The organism is Pseudoalteromonas tunicata (assembly GCF_002310815.1).
Taxonomy (GTDB): Bacteria; Pseudomonadota; Gammaproteobacteria; order Enterobacterales; family Alteromonadaceae; genus Pseudoalteromonas; species Pseudoalteromonas tunicata.
Genome location: NZ_CP011032.1, coordinates 3,750,001 through 3,769,017, shown reverse-complemented (window position 1 = coordinate 3,769,017; position 19,017 = coordinate 3,750,001). Strand labels below are relative to the sequence as shown.

Here is a 19,017-nt window from a genome sequence, read left to right as displayed (position 1 = left end):
TCATTTCCTACCTTTTTTAAACATTCTATTTTTGCAATTTTGCTACGTTCATTTGAGCTTGTTTTGTATTTTCCACTCTTTGTTTGGCAAAACCGTGTTTTTGGCAACTTAGAGAGGAATGAATGGAACAGAATAAGCTAAATTTAGTCGCTGTGATCGTCGCTACAACCTTAGGTACATCTTTTGTTGGTTGCAGTACTCTTCCTATAAATGTTCCATCCGCTCAACAAGAAATCATTAAAAGTCAAAATGACGAGCGTCAATATCGTTATTTGCAATTAGACAATGGCTTAAAAATCGTTTTAGTTTCAGATTTAAAAGCAGATAAAGCTGCTGCCTCCCTTGATGTACATATTGGCCATATGGCCGACCCTAAAGGCCGTGAAGGGCTATCCCATTTTCTTGAGCATATGCTATTTCTTGGTACTGAAAAATACCCAAAAGTTGGCGAATATAATGAGTTCTTAAAAGAAAATGGCGGTTGGTCTAATGCGGGAACGGGTCAAGAACATACTAATTATTATTTTGAAGTAAACGAAGATTCGTTTGATCAAGCGTTAGACCGATTTGCGCAGTTTTTTATCTCCCCTACCTTTGACCCTCAATATGTTGAGCGAGAAAAAAACGCAGTTGATTCAGAATATACCATGAAAATAAAAGACGATGCCCGCCGCATTCGTGAAGTATTAAAAGAAACTTCAAATCAGGCGCATCCGGCGAGCCAATTTTCTGTAGGTAATTTGGCGACTCTTGCAGACCGTAAAGATAGCTTATTGATTGATGATTTAAAAAAACAATATCAGCAATATTACTCAGCCAGCCGCATGGCACTCAGTGTGGTGGCTAAAGAGGATTTAGATACTTTAGAAGCGTCAGTACGAGCTAAGTTCTCACAAGTACCAAGTAATGGTTCAGTATCAACCCCAGCTCAAGAGCAACCTTTTTTACCCGAGCAGTTAGGGGTTAAAATTAATATTGAGCCAATGAAAGATACTCGTACGCTCACCTTATATTTTCCTGTACCCACTTCGCAGCAGTATTTTAAAGAAAAACCACTGACTTTAATTAGTGATTTATTAGCCAACGAAGGTGTAGGCAGTTTATATAGTTATTTAAAGCAACAAGGTTTAATAGAATCTCTTAATAGCTATTATTATGGCCCAGATGATTTTGAGCAGTTTACCGTTGCAATGACGCTGACCGAAGCGGGTTTAGCGCAATATGATGCAGTGACTCAGGCCATGTTTTCGTATTTACGGTTAATTGCCGAGCAAGGTTTAAAACCTTTATATTTTGATGAGTTGCGTGCGATTGCAAAAACGAACTTTGATTTTCAAGAGAAGTATTCATCAGCTAATACTGCCAGAAGTATCGCATCGCAATTACATTATTATGCTCCGCAATATGTTTTAAATTCTGACTTTATCTATGAGCGTTTTTCGGTTGAGTTAGTTAAGAAATATCTAGCGTATTTAACACCACAAAATATGCGCCAAGTGATCGTAGCCAAAGGTTTGGCAACAGATAAGGTACAAGCGCAATATAATACTCCTTACGCAATTGCCCCTTTATCTGAGCAGCAGTTCGCTTTGTATCAAGCTGATGATGTTAAAAAAGCATTTTCATTACCAAAAGCTAATCCATTTATAGCCACTAATTTAACCTTAAAAGCGCTGATTCAAGATAGTCAATTACCTGAAGTGGTATTTGAGCGTGCTGGGTTTAAACTGTGGCACAAACAAGATAGTGAGTTTTTAGTACCAAAAGCGTCTATCAATGTGCAAATTTATTCGCCATTAGCAGGGCAAGACGCGGCTTCTCGAGCTAAAAACTTCTTATATAATGCGTTGTTAAAAGACAGTTTGACTGAGTTTGGTTATCCGGCCAAACAGGCTGGGCTCAATTATAATTTGTGGTCAACAAATCAAGGTATGGGTTTTGGGGCAAATGGTTATGATGAAAAGCAGGTCGATTTGTTGCTCACTATTAATCAACGAGTGCGTCATTTAACGATTAATCCTGCTGCGTTTGAGTTACATAAAAATCGTCTGATCCGTGCGTGGGGTAATGCTAAATTTAACCGACCTTACTCGCAAGGTTTATCTGTTTTAGGTGAAATCCAGCGTAATAAAGTTTTTGCACCCGATCAATTAGCGCAGGCATTAACGGCTGTGAGCATTAAAGATCTTGAAGATTATATCGTTGCCTTTCACCAGCAGGTTGAAATTGAAGTGTTAGCGCACGGTAATATTCAGCGCGCTGAATCTGAACGCTTAGCGCAGACTTTATATAAACTGAATATGACTGACTCAGCAGCGCTAACACGCCCAGCAAAAGAAGTGCGTGTTAATATCAGTGGTGATGCTTTAATTCGAGAGCTTGATATCGATCACGATGATTCAGCACTAATAATGAGTTATGTAAATCCTGATAAATCGTTACGCACCCGAGCGCTTTATGCCATGTTGGGTAGCGTAATAAACGCGCCATTTTTTAAATCAATTCGTACCGAGCAGCAGCTTGGTTATATTGTCGCAGGGCGAAGTACGAGTATTGAAGAATTATCAGGATTGTATTTTTTAATTCAATCCTCAAAAGTTGGACCGGTTGAGTTAACCCGCCGAGTTGAGCAATTTTTTGTTGATTTTGAAGCGCAGCTTACAGCATTAAGTGATGCACAATTTGCTGATTACAAAGATGGTTTGCTAAAAGATTTAGCGACAAAAGATAAAAATCTGAATGAGCGCACCGCGCATTATTGGGCTGAAATTAATAGCCGTACTTTTAGTTTTGACAGTGACAAGCAGCTAATGGCTGCTGTTGAACAGTTAAAGGCGCAAGATTTACTGCCATTTTTTAAACATGCAGTTGCGGATATTAAACCTTTTGTAGTGCGCAGTTTTGGTAAAGCTCATCGAGATGAAGTTGATTATCAGCAAAGCTTGGCTGACTCAAGCATCTGCCGTGGCAACGGTTGTTTTACCGGTGGCGAAACACAAAGTGTCTTGATGTAAGTTATACCTGAGGTTTGTGAGTTTAAATACTCTGTTGCTTAGCCTGTAACCCGACAAAAAAACCAGCCGAGGCTGGTTTTTTGTTTTAAAAGAACAGGCTATTTACCTGTTATCGCAAAAGGGGCGTCAGCCGCCATAAAGGCAAAAATAGCATATGCTGCAGCATTTTGTTGTAGCTTAGCTGGGTCTACTTTATCTAGTGTATCGTCGGCCGTGTGGTGGTAATCGAAATAGTCAGTACCATCTTGGTGTAGATCGAATACAGGAATAGAGCCAGCACCTTTAAGTGGAATTAAGTCAGGGCCACCTCCAGCTTTATTTTTTCCAATATATTCAATATTGAGTGGCGCAAGTTGCTTGGCAATTTCACGCACGATCGGCAACGATTGAGCTGATACATTTGATTCAAATGCATATACAACATCAGCACCAAAATCTGATTCAGCAGCAGCAACTATGTTATTTAAGTCAGCTTTATGAGCCGCTGCATAGTCTTTCGCGCCCCATAAACCAAGTTCTTCTGCTGCAAATAATACAACACGGACACTGCGTTTTGGGCGTTTAACATCACTGACAAATTTTGCCGAAGCCATTGATAAAGCAACCCCAGCCCCATCATCAAGTGCACCAGTGCCTAAATCCCAAGAATCTAAATGACCCCCAATCAACACATATTGCTCAGGGCTATCAGTGCCATTAAATTGGCCGATAACGTTAAAGCCACTACCTTGACCTAGGCTTTCTGCTTGGACATTAATATTAACACTCACCGTTTTACCTAAATCGATTAGACGAGCAACTTGGTCTGCATCAGGATTGGCAATTGCGACAGTGGGGATTTTAGTGACACCATCTTTATAGTGGCTGCCACCCGTATGAGCAAAACGATGATGGCTAGTACTGACAGAGCGCATCATGTAGCCAATAGCGCCTTTTTTTGCGGCTTCTACTGCGCCAGAATTACGTGCTTGTACTGCCGGTCCATAGCCATTGCCATCAATATCACGATTCATTCGATAGTTGATATATACAATTTTATCTTTAGCAATATCATCAGGCGCAGCAATAAGCTCTTCAAGTGTTTCAAATTTAATAACTTGAGCTGTAATGCCATCTTTTGGGGTGCTGATGCTGTTGCCAAGTGCTGTTAAATGAAGTGGTTGTAGGCTTGGTGTTAAGATGCTGCCCGACTCACTATAACGACGCCATTCAGGAAAGTTTGCGGGCTCTAACCATACTTTATCAAAGCCTAAACTGGCGAATTTATCTTGCGCCCATTTTACGGCTAGTTTGTCATTGGCTGTGCCAGGTAAGCGCGGGCCAACTTCAGTGGTGAGAGAGGTTAAAATATCAAACGCTAACGGACTTTGCATTGCGTTATCGCGGATGGTTGCAACATGCTCTAGTTGCTGTGGTGTGAATAAAGGTGCTGCGGCATTAAGGTGTAAACTAAAAGTAGCCATAGCAGCAAAAGATAGCAGTTTTTTCATAACATCAAATATCTAGCATCGAATAAAGGCCAACATTTAAGCACTTTCAACTACAAGACGCAAAGAGATTAGGTTAAACGTTAATGATGTTGGGGAGGCGGTCAGCCTTGATTTAATAAAAACTCCACAATGTGGCTCATATCTAAATCAAAATCATCTGGGCGCACACCTTTGATGATGTAATCATCATCACTGGATAAATCAATCGAAATGGCTGGTTGGTAACCCTTTTGAGTAACATCATAAAAAGTTTTCACTATTGGTTTGGTTGGGTCACTGGCATTGTGCCCTTGAATCATGGCGAGCTTATGGGAGTGAAGTTCGACAAGTGAGCCGATGGGATAAACGCCCATACACTTGATAAATTTGTCGACTAACTCAGCATCAAGGTGATTGATTTTGGCAAGGTTTCGTAAAATGCTGAATGATTTTATATGGCTAAAACCATCTTTGTAGACGCGGTTTGCTGTAAGCGCATCGAAAATATCACAAATAGCAATCATGCGGCCATAAAGTGAAATATCATTTTTGCTAAGTTGAAATGGGTAGCCTTGACCATCGAGCTTTTCATGATGTTGTGCTGCAATTTCTAAACTAATGGCTGGGATATCAGGAGTCGCAGCGATGGCTGTTATGGAGTGATTAACATGAGTTTTCATTACTTCAAACTCTTCATCAGTTAATTTGCCTGGTTTATTGAGAATTGCATCGGGTATTTTTATTTTACCAATATCATGTAAAAAACCACCAATGGCTAATTGATGTGTCACTTGTGGGTCTAACTCGAGGTAGCGAGCAAAAATACTAATAAGTACTGAAACTGAAACAGAGTGCTCGAGTAAATACTGATCTTTAGCTCGAATATTAATAACACAAGCTAGGGCGCTGGAGTTTTTAAATATTTCAGCAATTACAGAATTGGTTATTTCGACTACCGGTTTTAAATCTAATTGACGTCCGCTCAGCATATCATTGAATACTTTTGCTGAAATTGTTTTTGATTCATCAAACACCGCTTTAGCGCGGCGTACGTCTTCTTCAATGAGGTGCTTATGTTGTGTTTGTGATGGTGCCTTATTTGCAATTGGGACAGGTAATACGCTTTGATGTAAGGTTTTATCAGGGTCAATTAAAACAGAGATAACACCTTTAGCCCTTAGGTGATCAATTGCATGCTGGCTTTTGATATGGGTGGGTTTTGCTAATTGATAATTAGCATCTTGCTGCATTATTTTCATAACAAAGTGGCCAATAACGAGTTCGTTTACTTTGATTTCTTGCAGCATATTAAAAGCGTAATTCCGTAAAAAGATTGGAAATGAACAAGCTGTTAAGTCAAGGATGCTAGTAACAGCGGTGATTAAGTTAATACCGTTAATTCAAGTTCAATAAATGGAAATAATCAATTTAGTAGAAAAGAATAAATGAGCACAAGGAGCTGAAAAGTAAGGAGTATAGGATTTGAAAACAAAAAAGCCCAGATGCGGTGCAACTGAGCTTTTTTATTAAATGGCGGAGAAGGAGGGATTCGAACCCTCGATAGGGCTACAAACCCTATACTCCCTTAGCAGGGGAGCGCCTTCGGCCACTCGGCCACCTCTCCGGCGTTTAATCTTTAAAATATGGCGGAGAGATAGGGATTTGAACCCTAGATAGGCTACAAACCTATGCCGGTTTTCAAGACCGGTGCAATCGACCACTCTGCCATCTCTCCGTGGGTGAAGATAATACTTATCCTCTATGGCCATGTAAATAGTAAATCGGTTTGTTTGCTTATTCTTTGTGCAAAAAAAGCAATTTATTTTGTGTTTTGATAGAAATAGATGTTTTTATTCATTTTTATAGTGAAATTAAATTTGTATTGTTTGTTTTTGGCGTAAATTTTTTGCAGGTTGTGAGTGCTAAAAAACAAAAAACCAGTGTCATAAATGAAATGAACACTGGTTTTTATAAAGCGGATACTTTTTTAGTTATTCAACTAAATTGAGTCGATAGCCAATTCCACGTTTAGTTTCAATCATGCTCTCACCTTTGCTTTCAATGGTGAGTTTTTTACGGAGTTTGCCAATGTACACATCAACGACGTTGGTCATTGGATCCATTTCCATGCCCCAAACATTACTTAAAATGCGTTCGCGACTTAGGTATTTTCCGGTATTGGTCATTAGCAATTCAAGAATGGCCATCTCTTTTACTGTCAGAGATATTTCTTCATTATCAAGGCTGACAATATAACTGCTGCGATCAAAACACAGTGGGCCAAATTCAAGAATATTAGTATTTTTGATTTCATTTGGTGTGCGACGTGTAACGGCTTCGATGCGAGCTAGTAACTCATCGTAGGCAAATGGTTTTGTAACGTAATCGTCAGCACCTAAACGTAAGCCTTTGATGATGTCTTGTGATTCGTCCATTGCAGTGAGCATGATGATAGGCACTAAATTCTTTTTAATTCGTAACGCTTGGCATACTTCAAGGCCATTTAAGCTCGGCAGCATAATATCTAATAAAATTAATTGGAAATCACCTTCTTGAGCGAGCTCTAAACCTTCTTTGCCATCACAAGCGCGTACGATAAAATAACCTTCGGCTCGTAAGCCGCGCTCTAAAAAACTGGCAACGCGGTCGTCATCTTCAACTAATAATATTCTCATGTTGTCTCGATACCTAAAATGGGCAGTAATACGGTTGCTGTACAGCCTAAACCAGAAACGTTGGGCTGTAATGTAATGTGGCCGCCATGGCCATCAATAATCGCTTTTGCTACAGGTAATCCTAACCCTGAACCAGGTGTTTGACCACGATTACCACGATAAAAACGTTCAAATACCTGCTGTTGTTCGTTTTCTGGGATCCCCATACCTTGATCCACAACTTTAATAACAATTAGCTCTTCACGTATAATTAACTGAATTTCGGTCTGTGTTTGGCTTGGAGAGTAGGCGAGTGCATTTTCAAGCAAAATCATCATCACCTGGCGTAAACGGCGCTCATCTGCATCAATAAATGCATCTTGCTGGGGTAAGTTCAAAATAATTGTTTTTTGTTGATCTCGGGCTTTACGTTGATAGATTTGCTGCATTTCGCTGAGTAAATTTTTTAAATCGAATTGGTGATAACTCAGTTTTAATTGACCTGCGCTTGAGCGGGCAACCAGCATTAAGTCTTCAATTAGCGCGGTGGTGTGCTGAACTTCGTCAACTACACGTTGTAGTACTTCTTTATAATCGGTTGCTTGTGCGGATTGGCTGCGAAGTAATACTTCTGATTCGCCGCGAATAATCGTCAACGGTGTGCGTAATTCATGGCTAATATCGGCCAAAAACTGACGACGTTGATGGTCAACTTGCGCTAATTTTTGGTTTGAACGTTCGAGCGCTTCGGTGCGCTGTGCTACTTTTTCTTCTAAAGAGCGTTTTGCTTCGTTGAGTTCGGCTTGTTGTGCTGCTAATTGTGCCGCCATGCCGTTCAGTGCAGTGCCTAGGTATTGAAACTCAAAGTCACTCAGTGGCGCAATGCGGTGCGCTAAATTCCCATCACTGTATTGACTGGTTGCTGCATGTAGTTGTTTGGTGGCTGAATTAATTCGACGCCAAAAATACCAAAATGTCATGAGTGTAAATAAGCTCATAGCACCTAATGCGGCTGCAAGGACGCGATTACTCCAGTGATATAGCGTATTGACATTGTTACGAATTTCTTGTGCTTGTGCTTGTTCCTGACTCACTGCATTACCAATTAATTGATTAAACTCGGTATCAACACCTTGTTTTTGTAATAAGTTAAATAACTGGTTAGCTTCGGGAAGTTTATTTTGCGCCACTAATAATTTTATTTCGTTATTAGTGGTGATGATTTGCTCTACTTTTTGATTAATGCTATCGAGTACAGCCAGCTCCTGATTTGCATCAACTTGATTGCTGACCGTGAGCTTTTTAAGTAGGTTGTCGCGTACATTAAAGAGTGCTGCGCGCAGTTGGTGTTCATTTTCTTCACGCAATTGTGGCGTTTGTACTTGGCCGGTGCGCACAATTTCACCCATGGCAATGAGCTTCTCAAGGCTGAGTTTGGCTATTTCTGAATAATGAGTAAGTACTTCGTGAGTGAGATCAGATTGTTTGGCGTGTTTGCTATAACGTTCTGAACTGTCGAAATATAGCCAAGCTATTAAACTGGTAAATAGGAAGATCACAAAAAAAGCCAATAACAGCTTATGGGTGAGGCGACTACTATGATAAAGAGAGGTTGTTGGGTTCAAGCTCATTTCCGCACAAAAATAAAAAACTCGTTACTGCATTAGTGCAATTTGGCGCAGTAACGAGTTGATGGGCAAGTATTATTTAGTGAAAGTAACTTGGCCAGTAGCAACATCGTGCATTGCGCCGACCACTTTAACTTTACCTTGTTTCACTAAATCTGCAATCACTGGGCTGCGATCTAAGATATTTTGTACTGTTAATTCAACGTTCTTATCAGCAACGGCTTGTACAAACTCTTTGTTTTTAGAATTACGAACGCCTGGAATATCAGTTGTTGCATAAATTGCAGGAGCAATATTGCTTAATGTATGTGTTAAGTTACCTAATTCAACATTGTCACATGCGCCTTTTACAGCGCCACATGAGGTATGACCTAAAACAACGATTAGTTTTGAACCCGCAACTGCAGTAGCAAATTCAACGCTTCCTAAAATATCAGTATTAACAAAGTTTCCTGCGATACGTGCAGAGAAAATGTCACCAATACCAGCATCAAATACTAATTCGTGTGGTACACGAGAATCAATGCAACCAATAATTGTTGCATACGGATATTGACCTGCACCAGTCGCTGCAACTTGTTTTGTTAAATCACGCTCTACCATTTTACCGTCAACAAAACGCTTGTTGCCATCAATTAACATTTGTAAGGCTTGGTCTGGAGTGATTGCGCTTTGTGATACCGCTGTTTGTGCAGGCACAGATGCAAAGCTAGTAATAGGTAAAAGGCTTAAGCCCAAACCTAAGCTTGCTGCTAAAACAAGTTTATTCAAAGACATGGTGTGTTCCCCGTTGCAATACGATGCATTGATAAAAAATTAAGTGCGTTCCTGTCCCCTGAAAATACCCCTCAAAGAAAATTAAGCCGTGTAAACACTTCAAAGTAATCTCTGAGGGGTAATACAGGAACGCGAACAAAGTATAAAGAGGAGTACTAAAGACAGCTTGTTGAAATGATTAAAATTGCTTAATGGCCTAATAAATTTAACTTAAAGAATTTTTAGTTATATGTCGTTAAGCTAATTAGCAATATTTACCTCTAGAGATCGGCAGATTGAATGTAGTTTTTTAGCGGTATTTAAAGCTGATGTGTTTTGGGTGTATGTAATGTTTTTATCAGGAGAAAGTTGGTGCTATTAGGGTTAAAAAAAATAATGAGATGTTCATCAGACTAAATAATGAGTTTTAAGCTTTGCGCTTACTGATTATTATTGGTGTGAAAGATGAACATCATCAAGAAAAGTAAAGAATTACAGTTTAACTATTTGTATCTTACCGCGTTTGCTAAACCTAATTTACTACCATAACTATTTAATTTAGATATAAATCTTGCGCGTTTGCCAGTAGATTTAGTTACTTGTTTAATGCTTTGGTCTTGGCTGTTTAATGTATTTGGTGTCATTACTTTTCTCGTCTTAATTGGTTAACTTGGTGGCTATTTTGCACTCAATTTTTGCTTTTGACTAATGAGATAAATTACTGTTTAAAGATTAAAAAAACTAATCCGAATGTTGATTGCTTTAATTCTGAATAGTTACTGAATTTTTGTGCATAAAAGTATGTTTTTTGCTTTAAAAGTGCATAACTTGATGTTTTTTAGTTGAAATAACTGGGATTTTCTACACTTGAGGGTATGCTGCAAAATATTGCTCAATCAATTTTTAAGTTAAGAAATCTAATCAACGTGCAGCCTTTTTCTTTTTTAATTGTCACCAATCCATTTCAGAACGCACTTAAGCGGCGCTTAATGGCTTGGTTAGTAAATGAACTCGCTAATAAAAATATTCGTTATCAGCTTTACTATACGTCGACCAGTTTTAGTGAGAACAGTCGTTTTTTTGAGCAAAACTTGCATCTTCATCAACAAGTTGTGGTGTTAGGTGGAGATGGTACGCTGCATTTGGTGGTTAACTGTATGGCGCATCAGCTCAAGCCTATTGCATTATTACCTTGTGGGACGGGTAATGATTTTGCTCGCTCCTTGGGGTTCACTATGACGCAATTTAAAGATGCAATATTTTCTTCTCATCAGTTGCAGGTGGATCTCGGAAAGGTCGGCGAGCGTTATTTTATTAATGTGGCAGGGATAGGTTTTGATGGTCAAGTGGTTGCACATTCTATAGGGAAGCAAAAAATAGGCTCATGGGCAAAATTGGCTTATTTAGTTTTGACATTAAAACACTTATTTTGTTATCAGGCTGAGCCAATCGCGCTGAAGCATGGAGGGGAGCCTTACCATTATCAACATTTTATGACTTTATTTGCGAATGGCCGTTATTTTGGTGGTGGAATGAAGGTGGCGCCAAAAGCCAATATTGCTGACGGTGAGCTGGAGTGTGTAATGATCAGGGATTGCTCGCTTCTGACTAAGTTGGTGCAATTGATTCGAATGACGTTTGCGATGCCATTAAGCCCTAAAGTGGTTAAACAAATGGCTATAAAAGAAATGAGTGTGCTCAGCGTAGGTTTACCGATTGAAGCAGATGGCGAATATATTGGGTTGACGCCAACTATAATTAAACTAGTACCAAATGCAATTTTAATAAAAGCACCATGAAAAAAGGGCCGTAGCCCTTTGGTTGAGTCAGTTAATGTTATTGGGCAGAGCGAGGCACTACAAGCTCAGGTTCTGCCTTTAACGTTTCTTTGACTGGGGATAAGTTGAACAGCATTTTAAGTTTTGCTGTCGGTGTTAATACAATTGCATTACCTAGCAATACGCAAGTAAAGCCAATAATAGTGTTGGAATCCCAAATGAACCCTTCAAAATAAGTACTGAGTACCACAGCCACAAGCGGGAAAAGGACAATGACATAACTCGCTCTTTCTGGGCCGATATTTTTAAGTAACGCAAAATAACAAGCAAAAGCGATAACTGTGCCAAATACGGATAAATAAATCAGTGAAGCCCAGTAGCTTGTTGAGGTTGAGATTGTAAATTCTGCTTTGCTTAATAAACTGTAAATAAACAATAAAATGCTACTGTATAGCATGCCCCATGCATTACCTTGTAATACACCAATGTTTGCGTTTGAATTACGTACACTGATCATGTTGCCAAATGATGCAGCTAAAGTACCGCCAAGCGAGAGTAATAAGCCGATAACCGCTTCATTTGATAAGCTCAGATCGCTTAGATCGTGCCAAAATAAGACGATGATCCCAACCACCCCCATTATTGCGCCAAGATAGATGCGACCTGCGATCGGTTTACCAAAAAAGATCCGTGTATTAATAATATTCATTAATAACAGCATTGAAAAAGCGATAGATGTCATGGCAGAGGTTAAATAATTCTGCGCCCAATATAAAATTAAGTAGTTAGCGCCAAAGTTAAAAAACGCCAGCAATATAAAAAAGAGATGCTGTTTTGCATCATATTTCATTGGCATCTTTTTGATTAGACAAAAGGTCCACATGAGTAAGGCTGCTAAGGTGAATCGATATAAAAGAGATATTTCAACGGCAACCTCTCCTAATTGAAATTCAATAGCAAGCCAGGTTGAGCCCCAAATAAGGACAGTACTGAGATATAAAAATATATTCTTCATGATAATTCGATTGTGTAATCAAGGGATGGTTGGCAGTTTAAAGTTTTTCTGTATAGTTAACATATACAGATATTTAAAAATGTAACCTATACAGATTCAGCCTATGTCTATTATTGTCGATCGTCATCAAACGGATTTTTTATATCAACAAGTTGCGCAGCTCATTCGTGATATGAAACAGCAAGGTACGTTACAGGCAGGGCAAAAATTACCCTCATTACGTGTCATGGCTGCAAATTTAGCGGTGAGTGTACCAACTATAAAACAAGCCTATTTAGAGCTTGAACGCCAAGGTTTGATAGAAGCGAAATCTAAATCGGGCTATTTTTTAAAAGCGATGGATTTATTGGCTGCTAAACCAAAACGGCGCCGAATGTTGAATCAGCCTGTTGCAGTGCAAAAACAATCGTTAATAGAACAAGTATATGACGCTATTCATCGACCAGGTGTTGTGCCATTTGGTATTGCAAATCCAATCGCTGCAAGTCCTACAGTAAAAGCGCTTAGCCGAACAATGCGCCGAGTCATGAGTATGTCAGGCCAATCAGCAATTAATTACGGGCCAATGGATGGATTTGCACCGCTAAAAAAACAATTGATTTACCGTTATTTAGATTTTGGTATTGGCGTTAACTTTGATGAACTCATTATTACTAATGGTGCGCAAGAGGCTTTAGCGATTGCGTTGCAATGTGTAGCAAAGCCTGGGGATGTGATTGCAATCGAGTCGCCAACGTATTTTGGCATTATTGAGTTAATTGAAAGCTTAGGTTTAAAGGCGCTTGAGATTCCAATTTGTAGTGAGCAGGGGATTTGGTTAGACGATTTAGCCAAAGCCCTTGAGCAACATAAAATTGTGGCGGGCGTATTTTCAACATCGGTCAATAACCCCGTTGGGTCATTTATGCCCGAAGCCAATCGTGCCGCGTTAGTTGTATTATTAGAGTCTCATGAGGTGGTATTAATTGAGGATGATGTTTATGGCGACTTGCATTTTACTGAGCAAAGAGCAAAACCAGCTCAATATTATAGTCAAAAAGGGCTAGTTATTACCTGTTCGTCTTTTTCAAAAACAGCTGCACCCAGTTATCGCATTGGTTGGATGATAGCGGGTCGTTTTGCAAAGCAAGCACTCAGATTAAAGCGTGCTCTGAGTTGTTCGGCGCCGTTACTCAATCAATGGACATTATCAGAGTTTCTAGCAAGTGGGGACTACGATCGTAACTTAGTGCGCTTGCGCCAGATCTTACGATCAAATAAAGAGCGGATGATCCATCAGATCCAACGTCACTTTCCAATCGAGACTTGCATCAGTGATCCGCAAGGTGGTTGTGTAATCTGGATTGAACTACCAGTAGGTTATGATGCAACGCGTTTATTTCATGAGGCGTTAGAGCACAATATTAGTATTACTCCTGGGAGTATTTTTTCGGCTAGTGACAAATATCAACGCTGTTTACGTATGAGTTATGGCTTAACCTGGACACTTGAAATCGAGCAAGCAATCGCGCAATTAGGAGCTCTGCTCAAAACTCGCCGCTAGTATTTATTTTATAAAGACCAACAGCCGCATTGCGGCTGTTGGTCTGCTTGCTGATGACTGACAAGGCTTTGTTTATTTGTGATTCGCAACAAATAAATCGTAATTTTTAAGTTCAGGTAAACTTTGTTGTAATTGATGTTCTACTTGAGCTAATTGCTCAATTGAACCACATAATGCATCCGCTTTTTTCTCAAGTTCATTTGCTTGTAACTCAACTTTTTGCTCAATTTGTTCAGCCATTTTTTCCATGCGGTTTTCAAATTCATCCATATTGCCACCGGCGCCAATTAATTCTGAACCAAGGGAAATTAACAGGCTGCCTACTGAGTTCATCACGGCTTCTTCCATTGCTTTATCTATTTTTTGGTCAAACTCCTCACCTAAGTTATCCCCAATAGCATCAAACTGTGCTTGGTCAATCACGAAGGTACCATTTTGGTAAAAACCATCGTTAATTCTAACGCTCACTTCATCCATTAAATTAGTCATACCGTCCATATGTTTTAGGCCAAACGCTTGGCTGATTTCATCAATAGCTACACCTGCTATTTTGACACCTTCTAATGCTATTTCTGCCACCTGAGGCATATGTGATCGTAAGCCACTTGCATATTCGGTTAGCATTTTTTGTTGGCTATTTGAAATAGCGATGTTTTGGCCATCTAAAGTGAGATTACCTTGCTCATCAATAAGCATGATTTGGTGTTGAGTATTCTCTATTTCGAGAGTCAGAGGTGTGATCCGAAGTGTTTGTTGCAGCTCAACATTACATGTATCAGAAGAAAAAGAGAGCTTATGATTGTTTGAGTGAGCCATAGCAGGTGCCGCGAGTAAAACTGAACTTAATAAAATAATTGATTTCATGATAAATAATCCTGTTGTATTGATATTCGTTTTGTTGCATTGATATGACTATTACAAATTGAATGCCAATATTTATTTTGTTTTAAATCAATTAGTTAGTTATTTTTGTTTTTTACGCTAAGTTATTAATGTAACTATTTTGACTAAAAAATAGTTTTTTTGACTACATAAGTCTCTTTGATTTAATTGATTTATCAATACGATAAAAATATTTTTCTTTGCAATAGTTTAATTTGCGGCTATTTATTCACTTTAGAACTAACTGTATATAATCCTGTTTTTGGAGATAGGTGTGGGTAAGACGTATTCATATGACGATTTCGATGATTCTTTAGAAAGTGATGATAGTTTTGAGCCAGGTGCAAAGGCGCAAAATGATAATCAAAAAAGAAAAGTGAAACGTAAAATTGAAGATTACTTAGAGCAAAAACGTTTGCGTAAAAATATCGGAGATGATGACTTCGACAGTTACTTAGAAGACTAATTGATAAAAAAAAGGGCCGTTTAAGGGCCCTTTTTTAATGTCAAAATCCTAGTTTTTTAAAGCATTTATGATTGCTTGTTCAATATTTGCTGGATTTGTTATTGGTGCATAGCGTTTTATGGGTTGCCCATCCCTTCCTATCAAAAACTTAGTAAAATTCCACTTTATGATTGAGCCAAATATTCCGGGTAATTGTTGTTTTAAATACTGGAAGATGGGTGAGCTGTGCTTACCATTAACTGCGATTTTATCGAACATTGCAAAGGTGACGCCGTAATTTAGTGAACACACTTGTGTGATGTCTTCGGCATTACCAGGTTCCTGTTGGCGAAATTGGTTACATGGAAATCCTAAGATCACTAATCCTTGAGATTGATACTTCTGATATAGCGCTTCAAGTGCTTTAAATTGTGGCGTCAGTTTGCATTGGCTTGCAGTATTGACCACTAAAACAACTTTACCTTGATACTCCTCAAATGAGATTGGTTTTCCTTGTAAACTGATTGCTTCAAATTGATAAAACGGAACCATTTTCTAACCTTTATTATTGTGTCATTGTTAGTGCGGTATTGCCCTGCAACCTCGCTTTGTTGTTACAGGGCTAAATACTAAACGGTTTAATGGTGGCCCGATAGTTGATTTTGAATTGAAAGAAGTACTGGTGGCTTTAACAAAGACTTAATTACAGCTGAAGTATGTTGTAGTTGCTCTGTGCTGATTAACTGGTTTTGCTCATTAAGCTCAACAAGATTTAAATCTTTTAAACCAGCAATTAAACCGGTTAATACTTTTTGATCGTAAAACTCTGGCGTATTTATGCCGTGGAGTTTACTTAGGCGGGCAGCTAATAAATGACTTGATGATTCTAAGTCGCTTTTATCCATTCGGGATTGCTCTGTCAGTAATCCAATTACCACGGCATAGCGTTGTAATGTGCAATCTAAAACTCGACCTAACAAGTCGAGCATAAAGTAACTACTACTCGATTGGCTGATGCTAATGTTATTGTTGGCATCCAAGCTAATTAAACCTTGCTCAGCAAAAGCTGTTACGACCGATGTGATGTATTGTTCATCAAGGGGGCTCATAAACCACTCAGCAGCAAATAAAGGATATAGGGTTTTTACTTTCTCGATGCAATCTACAACATTGGTGGTGCGAGCTCTAATAATGTGTAGTGCTAGTAAGCTTGGTACGGCAAATAAGTGAATGATGTTATTACGATAGTAATTCAGCAAAATGACTTCTTTGTCATTTATCGCAACAATATCATCAACTAATTCGAATTTCCCCAGTGTTAAAGCATGGTTAAGTAGTTCTTGCGCCGTTTTATTTGGCATCGAAATTGTATCGCTGTACTTGGCATCTTTAAACAGTTGCAAATAAAAATTCAGTTGGCAAATTGTTTGGCTTTGTGACAGTGCTTTTTGCTCAGTCTGCAATAAAATAATGGCAAGCAGGTTAACACTGTTGAGCGCTGCAGCTGAGTTAATGTGGGTCATTATTTGGTTTGATATAGCTGCAACTTGGCTATTGAGCCATTGTGGTTTTTGCACTTGATTAGAATCAATGTTTGCCCGCCAATCTGGTTGATGCTGGTTAAGGTATTGATTGAGATTTATTGGCTCACCAAAATTAACATATCCATGACCATAGTTTTTTAAATTCTTAATGGTTTTAATAATGCCAAACATCGACTCTTTTGCTTTTACGCTGCCAGCTAACTCTTTTAGATAGGTATTTACTTCCATAACATGTTCATAACCAATATAAACAGGGACGACAGAAACTGGCCTTTCAATATCCCGCAACATCGCTTGCAAGGTCATGGCTAACATCCCGGTTTTTGGTGGTAAAAGTCGACCGGTTCTGCTTCTGCCACCTTCGGTATAAAATTTAATGGAATAACCTTTGATGAAAAGTTGTGAAAGGTACTCTCTAAAAATGGTTGAGTAGAGTTTATTGCCTTGAAACGTTCGGCGAATAAAAAAAGCACCAGAACGACGGAAAATAGGTCCTGCTGGCCAAAAGTTTAAATTAACACCTGCTGCAATATGTGGAGGAACCAAACCTTGATGGTAAATAACATAAGTTAGTAATAAATAATCCATATGGCTACGATGGCAGGGTACATAAATAATCTCGTGTCCTTTATGAGCAAGCTCGTGAATTTTATCGGTGTAATTGACCTCAATACCATTATAAAGCTTAGTCCAAAGCCAAGTTAAAATACGATCCCCAATGCTTATCATGGCATCATTATAATTAGCAGCAATTTCACCTAATAATTGCTGCGCTATTTTTTTAGCTTCTATTTCACTGATATTTTTTGCTTTCGCTTCATCACTAATCGCTTGTTTTACATGTGGCGCAGCAAGCAGACTTTGAAATAAATGATCGCGTGATGGTAGTTTTGGTCCGGTAGCTGCTAACTTTTGGCGCTTAAAATGAAAGCGTGCGACTCGCAGCAAAGCGTGGGGTAAATCTTGTCGTTTCGTTTTTCTGCTAAGTAGAGGTGCTAAATCGAGTGGTTGACTAAAGCGAATCAAATTACCACGGCCAGAAAGCAATACGACAAATATTTTTCTAAGCCAGCTAGGAGTAAGTGAGTGGGAAAGTAATGTGCCTAAGCCTGCTTTTTCTTTACCAGGATTGCGACCCCATAAAATACTTACGGGGATTATTTGAATATTCAAGCTAGGATTTTGTTGTAATGCTTGAAATAACACCTCACCTTGTTTTAATGCGTTCGTCTGTTTAGCAACATCACCAAATAAAGGAGTTGTATTTTGTAAGCAAAGATAACGTTCGACATTAATGTCAGCTAAAAGTCGTTCAGTACCATTAGGGTTAGGTAAGCCAAGCTGTTTACAAATAGTGGTTAATGATGCTAAATCAGCAGCTGAATTTAGTCTGCTTATATAAAAGGTAGGGGCTTTAACATCAAGGTTAAACTGTTTTATCGGATCATCGGGTAATAATTTGGTTTTAACAAATAGCTTATTTGCTAGCTGTGCTAATCCATTTACTAAAAATTTCACAACGCCCATGCATTCACCATCAAACTAAAATAAAAATCCAGCTTTAAACTGGACAGACCATTGGGATATGTTCGCATATCAATTAATAGAAGCAAAACCTTAAGCGTAAAATTAGTCTTATATAGAGCTAAAAGCAGCATAATAGACGTAAAAAACAACGAATTGAGTGTTTATTGTTCTATTGAGTGTTTTTTTAATATTTTTGATAAAAAAAGCTTGATCAAAAAAAGGATCTCCCTATAATGCGACCCCACTGACACGGCAGCACACCACACCTAGCGGGGTATGAGGGTTGAGTCAGAGAGTTAAGTAAAACTTAGTTTGCTTCGAAAGAATTTAAAATTAAGTCTTGACTTGAAAAGTGAAACGTTTATTATAGCGCTCCACTTCGCAGCAAGCTCCTAGAGTTGGCGCTGCAACGTTCTTTAACAATTTAAGCAATCATCTGTGTGGGCACTCGTACAGGTTGAGTTCTAACAGCTTAGTTCGAAACTTCGGTTTTGAATGAAGCAAAAAATTTAGAGTCTCAATAATGAATGAGTGGCTATACAGTCAATTTGATTTCACTTTCTCTTTTTATTAAGGGTTGTGGAAACAAAAATCAGAATTCATTGAGCAGTCGAAAGACTAAAAACTTTTAATTGAAGAGTTTGATCATGGCTCAGATTGAACGCTGGCGGCAGGCCTAACACATGCAAGTCGAGCGGTAGCACAGAGAAACTTGTTTCTTGGGTGACGAGCGGCGGACGGGTGAGTAATGCTTGGGAACAT

At 38.8% G+C, this 19,017-nt stretch carries 13 protein-coding genes, 2 tRNA genes and 1 rRNA gene (1 of these 16 only partly in view); 5 read left to right on the top strand and 11 right to left on the bottom strand.

The genetic code is table 11. The annotated features are described in order from the left end of the window. Nucleotides 1-122 precede the first annotated feature (122 nt). A complete protein-coding gene (locus PTUN_RS17115; RefSeq protein WP_009839081.1) occupies nucleotides 123-3,014 on the top strand; it encodes an insulinase family protein in 2,892 nt (963 codons plus the stop codon). A gap of 98 nt (nucleotides 3,015-3,112) precedes the next feature. Here PTUN_RS17115 and PTUN_RS17110 read toward each other — a convergent pair whose 3' ends face one another. The 7 genes from PTUN_RS17110 to PTUN_RS17075 form a co-directional block, all read right to left on the bottom strand. Beyond that, nucleotides 3,113-4,504, bottom strand: a complete 1,392-nt coding sequence (locus PTUN_RS17110) for a M28 family peptidase (RefSeq protein WP_009839082.1) — start codon at nucleotides 4,502-4,504, stop codon at nucleotides 3,113-3,115. 101 nt (nucleotides 4,505-4,605) lie between these two features. Beyond that, the gene (locus PTUN_RS17105; RefSeq protein ID WP_009839083.1) at nucleotides 4,606-5,790 is read right to left on the bottom strand and encodes an HD-GYP domain-containing protein; all 1,185 of its coding nucleotides are present in this window, start codon (nucleotides 5,788-5,790) and stop codon (nucleotides 4,606-4,608) included. A gap of 224 nt (nucleotides 5,791-6,014) precedes the next feature. Further along, a tRNA-Ser gene (locus PTUN_RS17100) sits at nucleotides 6,015-6,107 on the bottom strand. A 20-nt stretch (nucleotides 6,108-6,127) separates the two neighbouring features. Continuing rightward, nucleotides 6,128-6,218 (bottom strand) — tRNA-Ser (locus tag PTUN_RS17095). Nucleotides 6,219-6,474: 256 nt separating this feature from the next. Next, nucleotides 6,475-7,158 carry a response regulator transcription factor gene (locus PTUN_RS17085; protein ID WP_009839085.1) on the bottom strand — a complete coding sequence of 228 codons (684 nt, stop codon included), beginning with the start codon at nucleotides 7,156-7,158 and terminating at the stop codon, nucleotides 6,475-6,477. Next, on the bottom strand, nucleotides 7,155-8,768 hold the full coding sequence (locus PTUN_RS17080; protein ID WP_009839086.1) for a sensor histidine kinase: 1,614 nt from the start codon (nucleotides 8,766-8,768) through the stop codon (nucleotides 7,155-7,157). Before PTUN_RS17080 ends, PTUN_RS17085 begins: the two co-directional genes overlap by 4 nt. 72 nt (nucleotides 8,769-8,840) lie before the next feature. Continuing rightward, nucleotides 8,841-9,542: a carbonic anhydrase family protein gene (locus PTUN_RS17075; RefSeq protein WP_009839087.1), complete on the bottom strand. Its 702-nt coding sequence runs from the start codon at nucleotides 9,540-9,542 to the stop codon at nucleotides 8,841-8,843. Between the two features lie 854 nt (nucleotides 9,543-10,396). Here PTUN_RS17075 and PTUN_RS17070 point away from each other — a divergent pair. Further along, nucleotides 10,397-11,320, top strand: a complete 924-nt coding sequence (locus PTUN_RS17070; RefSeq protein ID WP_009839089.1) for a diacylglycerol/lipid kinase family protein — start codon at nucleotides 10,397-10,399, stop codon at nucleotides 11,318-11,320. Between the two features lie 37 nt (nucleotides 11,321-11,357). On the opposite strand, the gene PTUN_RS17065 is transcribed toward PTUN_RS17070, so the two are convergent. Further along, a complete protein-coding gene (locus PTUN_RS17065; RefSeq protein ID WP_009839090.1) occupies nucleotides 11,358-12,314 on the bottom strand; it encodes a DMT family transporter in 957 nt (318 codons plus the stop codon). Between the two features lie 103 nt (nucleotides 12,315-12,417). On the opposite strand from PTUN_RS17065, the gene PTUN_RS17060 reads away from it, so the two are divergent. Beyond that, nucleotides 12,418-13,857: an aminotransferase-like domain-containing protein gene (locus PTUN_RS17060; RefSeq protein WP_009839091.1), complete on the top strand. Its 1,440-nt coding sequence runs from the start codon at nucleotides 12,418-12,420 to the stop codon at nucleotides 13,855-13,857. A gap of 72 nt (nucleotides 13,858-13,929) precedes the next feature. Here PTUN_RS17060 and PTUN_RS17055 read toward each other — a convergent pair whose 3' ends face one another. Further along, the gene (locus PTUN_RS17055; protein ID WP_009839092.1) at nucleotides 13,930-14,721 is read right to left on the bottom strand and encodes a DUF2884 family protein; all 792 of its coding nucleotides are present in this window, start codon (nucleotides 14,719-14,721) and stop codon (nucleotides 13,930-13,932) included. Nucleotides 14,722-15,013: 292 nt separating this feature from the next. Here PTUN_RS17055 and PTUN_RS17050 point away from each other — a divergent pair, with 292 nt between their 5' ends. Next, on the top strand, nucleotides 15,014-15,205 hold the full coding sequence (locus PTUN_RS17050; RefSeq protein WP_009839093.1) for a PA3496 family putative envelope integrity protein: 192 nt from the start codon (nucleotides 15,014-15,016) through the stop codon (nucleotides 15,203-15,205). Between the two features lie 48 nt (nucleotides 15,206-15,253). Here the strand turns inward: PTUN_RS17050 and PTUN_RS17045 are convergent, their stop codons facing one another. Both PTUN_RS17045 and plsB read right to left on the bottom strand, forming a co-directional pair. Next, nucleotides 15,254-15,736, bottom strand: coding sequence for a glutathione peroxidase (locus tag PTUN_RS17045; protein WP_009839094.1), 483 nt, complete (start codon nucleotides 15,734-15,736; stop codon nucleotides 15,254-15,256). 86 nt (nucleotides 15,737-15,822) lie between these two features. Then, nucleotides 15,823-18,255, bottom strand: a complete 2,433-nt coding sequence (gene plsB / locus PTUN_RS17040; protein ID WP_009839095.1) for a glycerol-3-phosphate 1-O-acyltransferase PlsB — start codon at nucleotides 18,253-18,255, stop codon at nucleotides 15,823-15,825. Between the two features lie 629 nt (nucleotides 18,256-18,884). Here plsB and PTUN_RS17035 point away from each other — a divergent pair. Then, nucleotides 18,885-19,017: ribosomal RNA gene (locus tag PTUN_RS17035) — 16S ribosomal RNA — on the top strand; it runs 1,409 nt beyond the window's last position.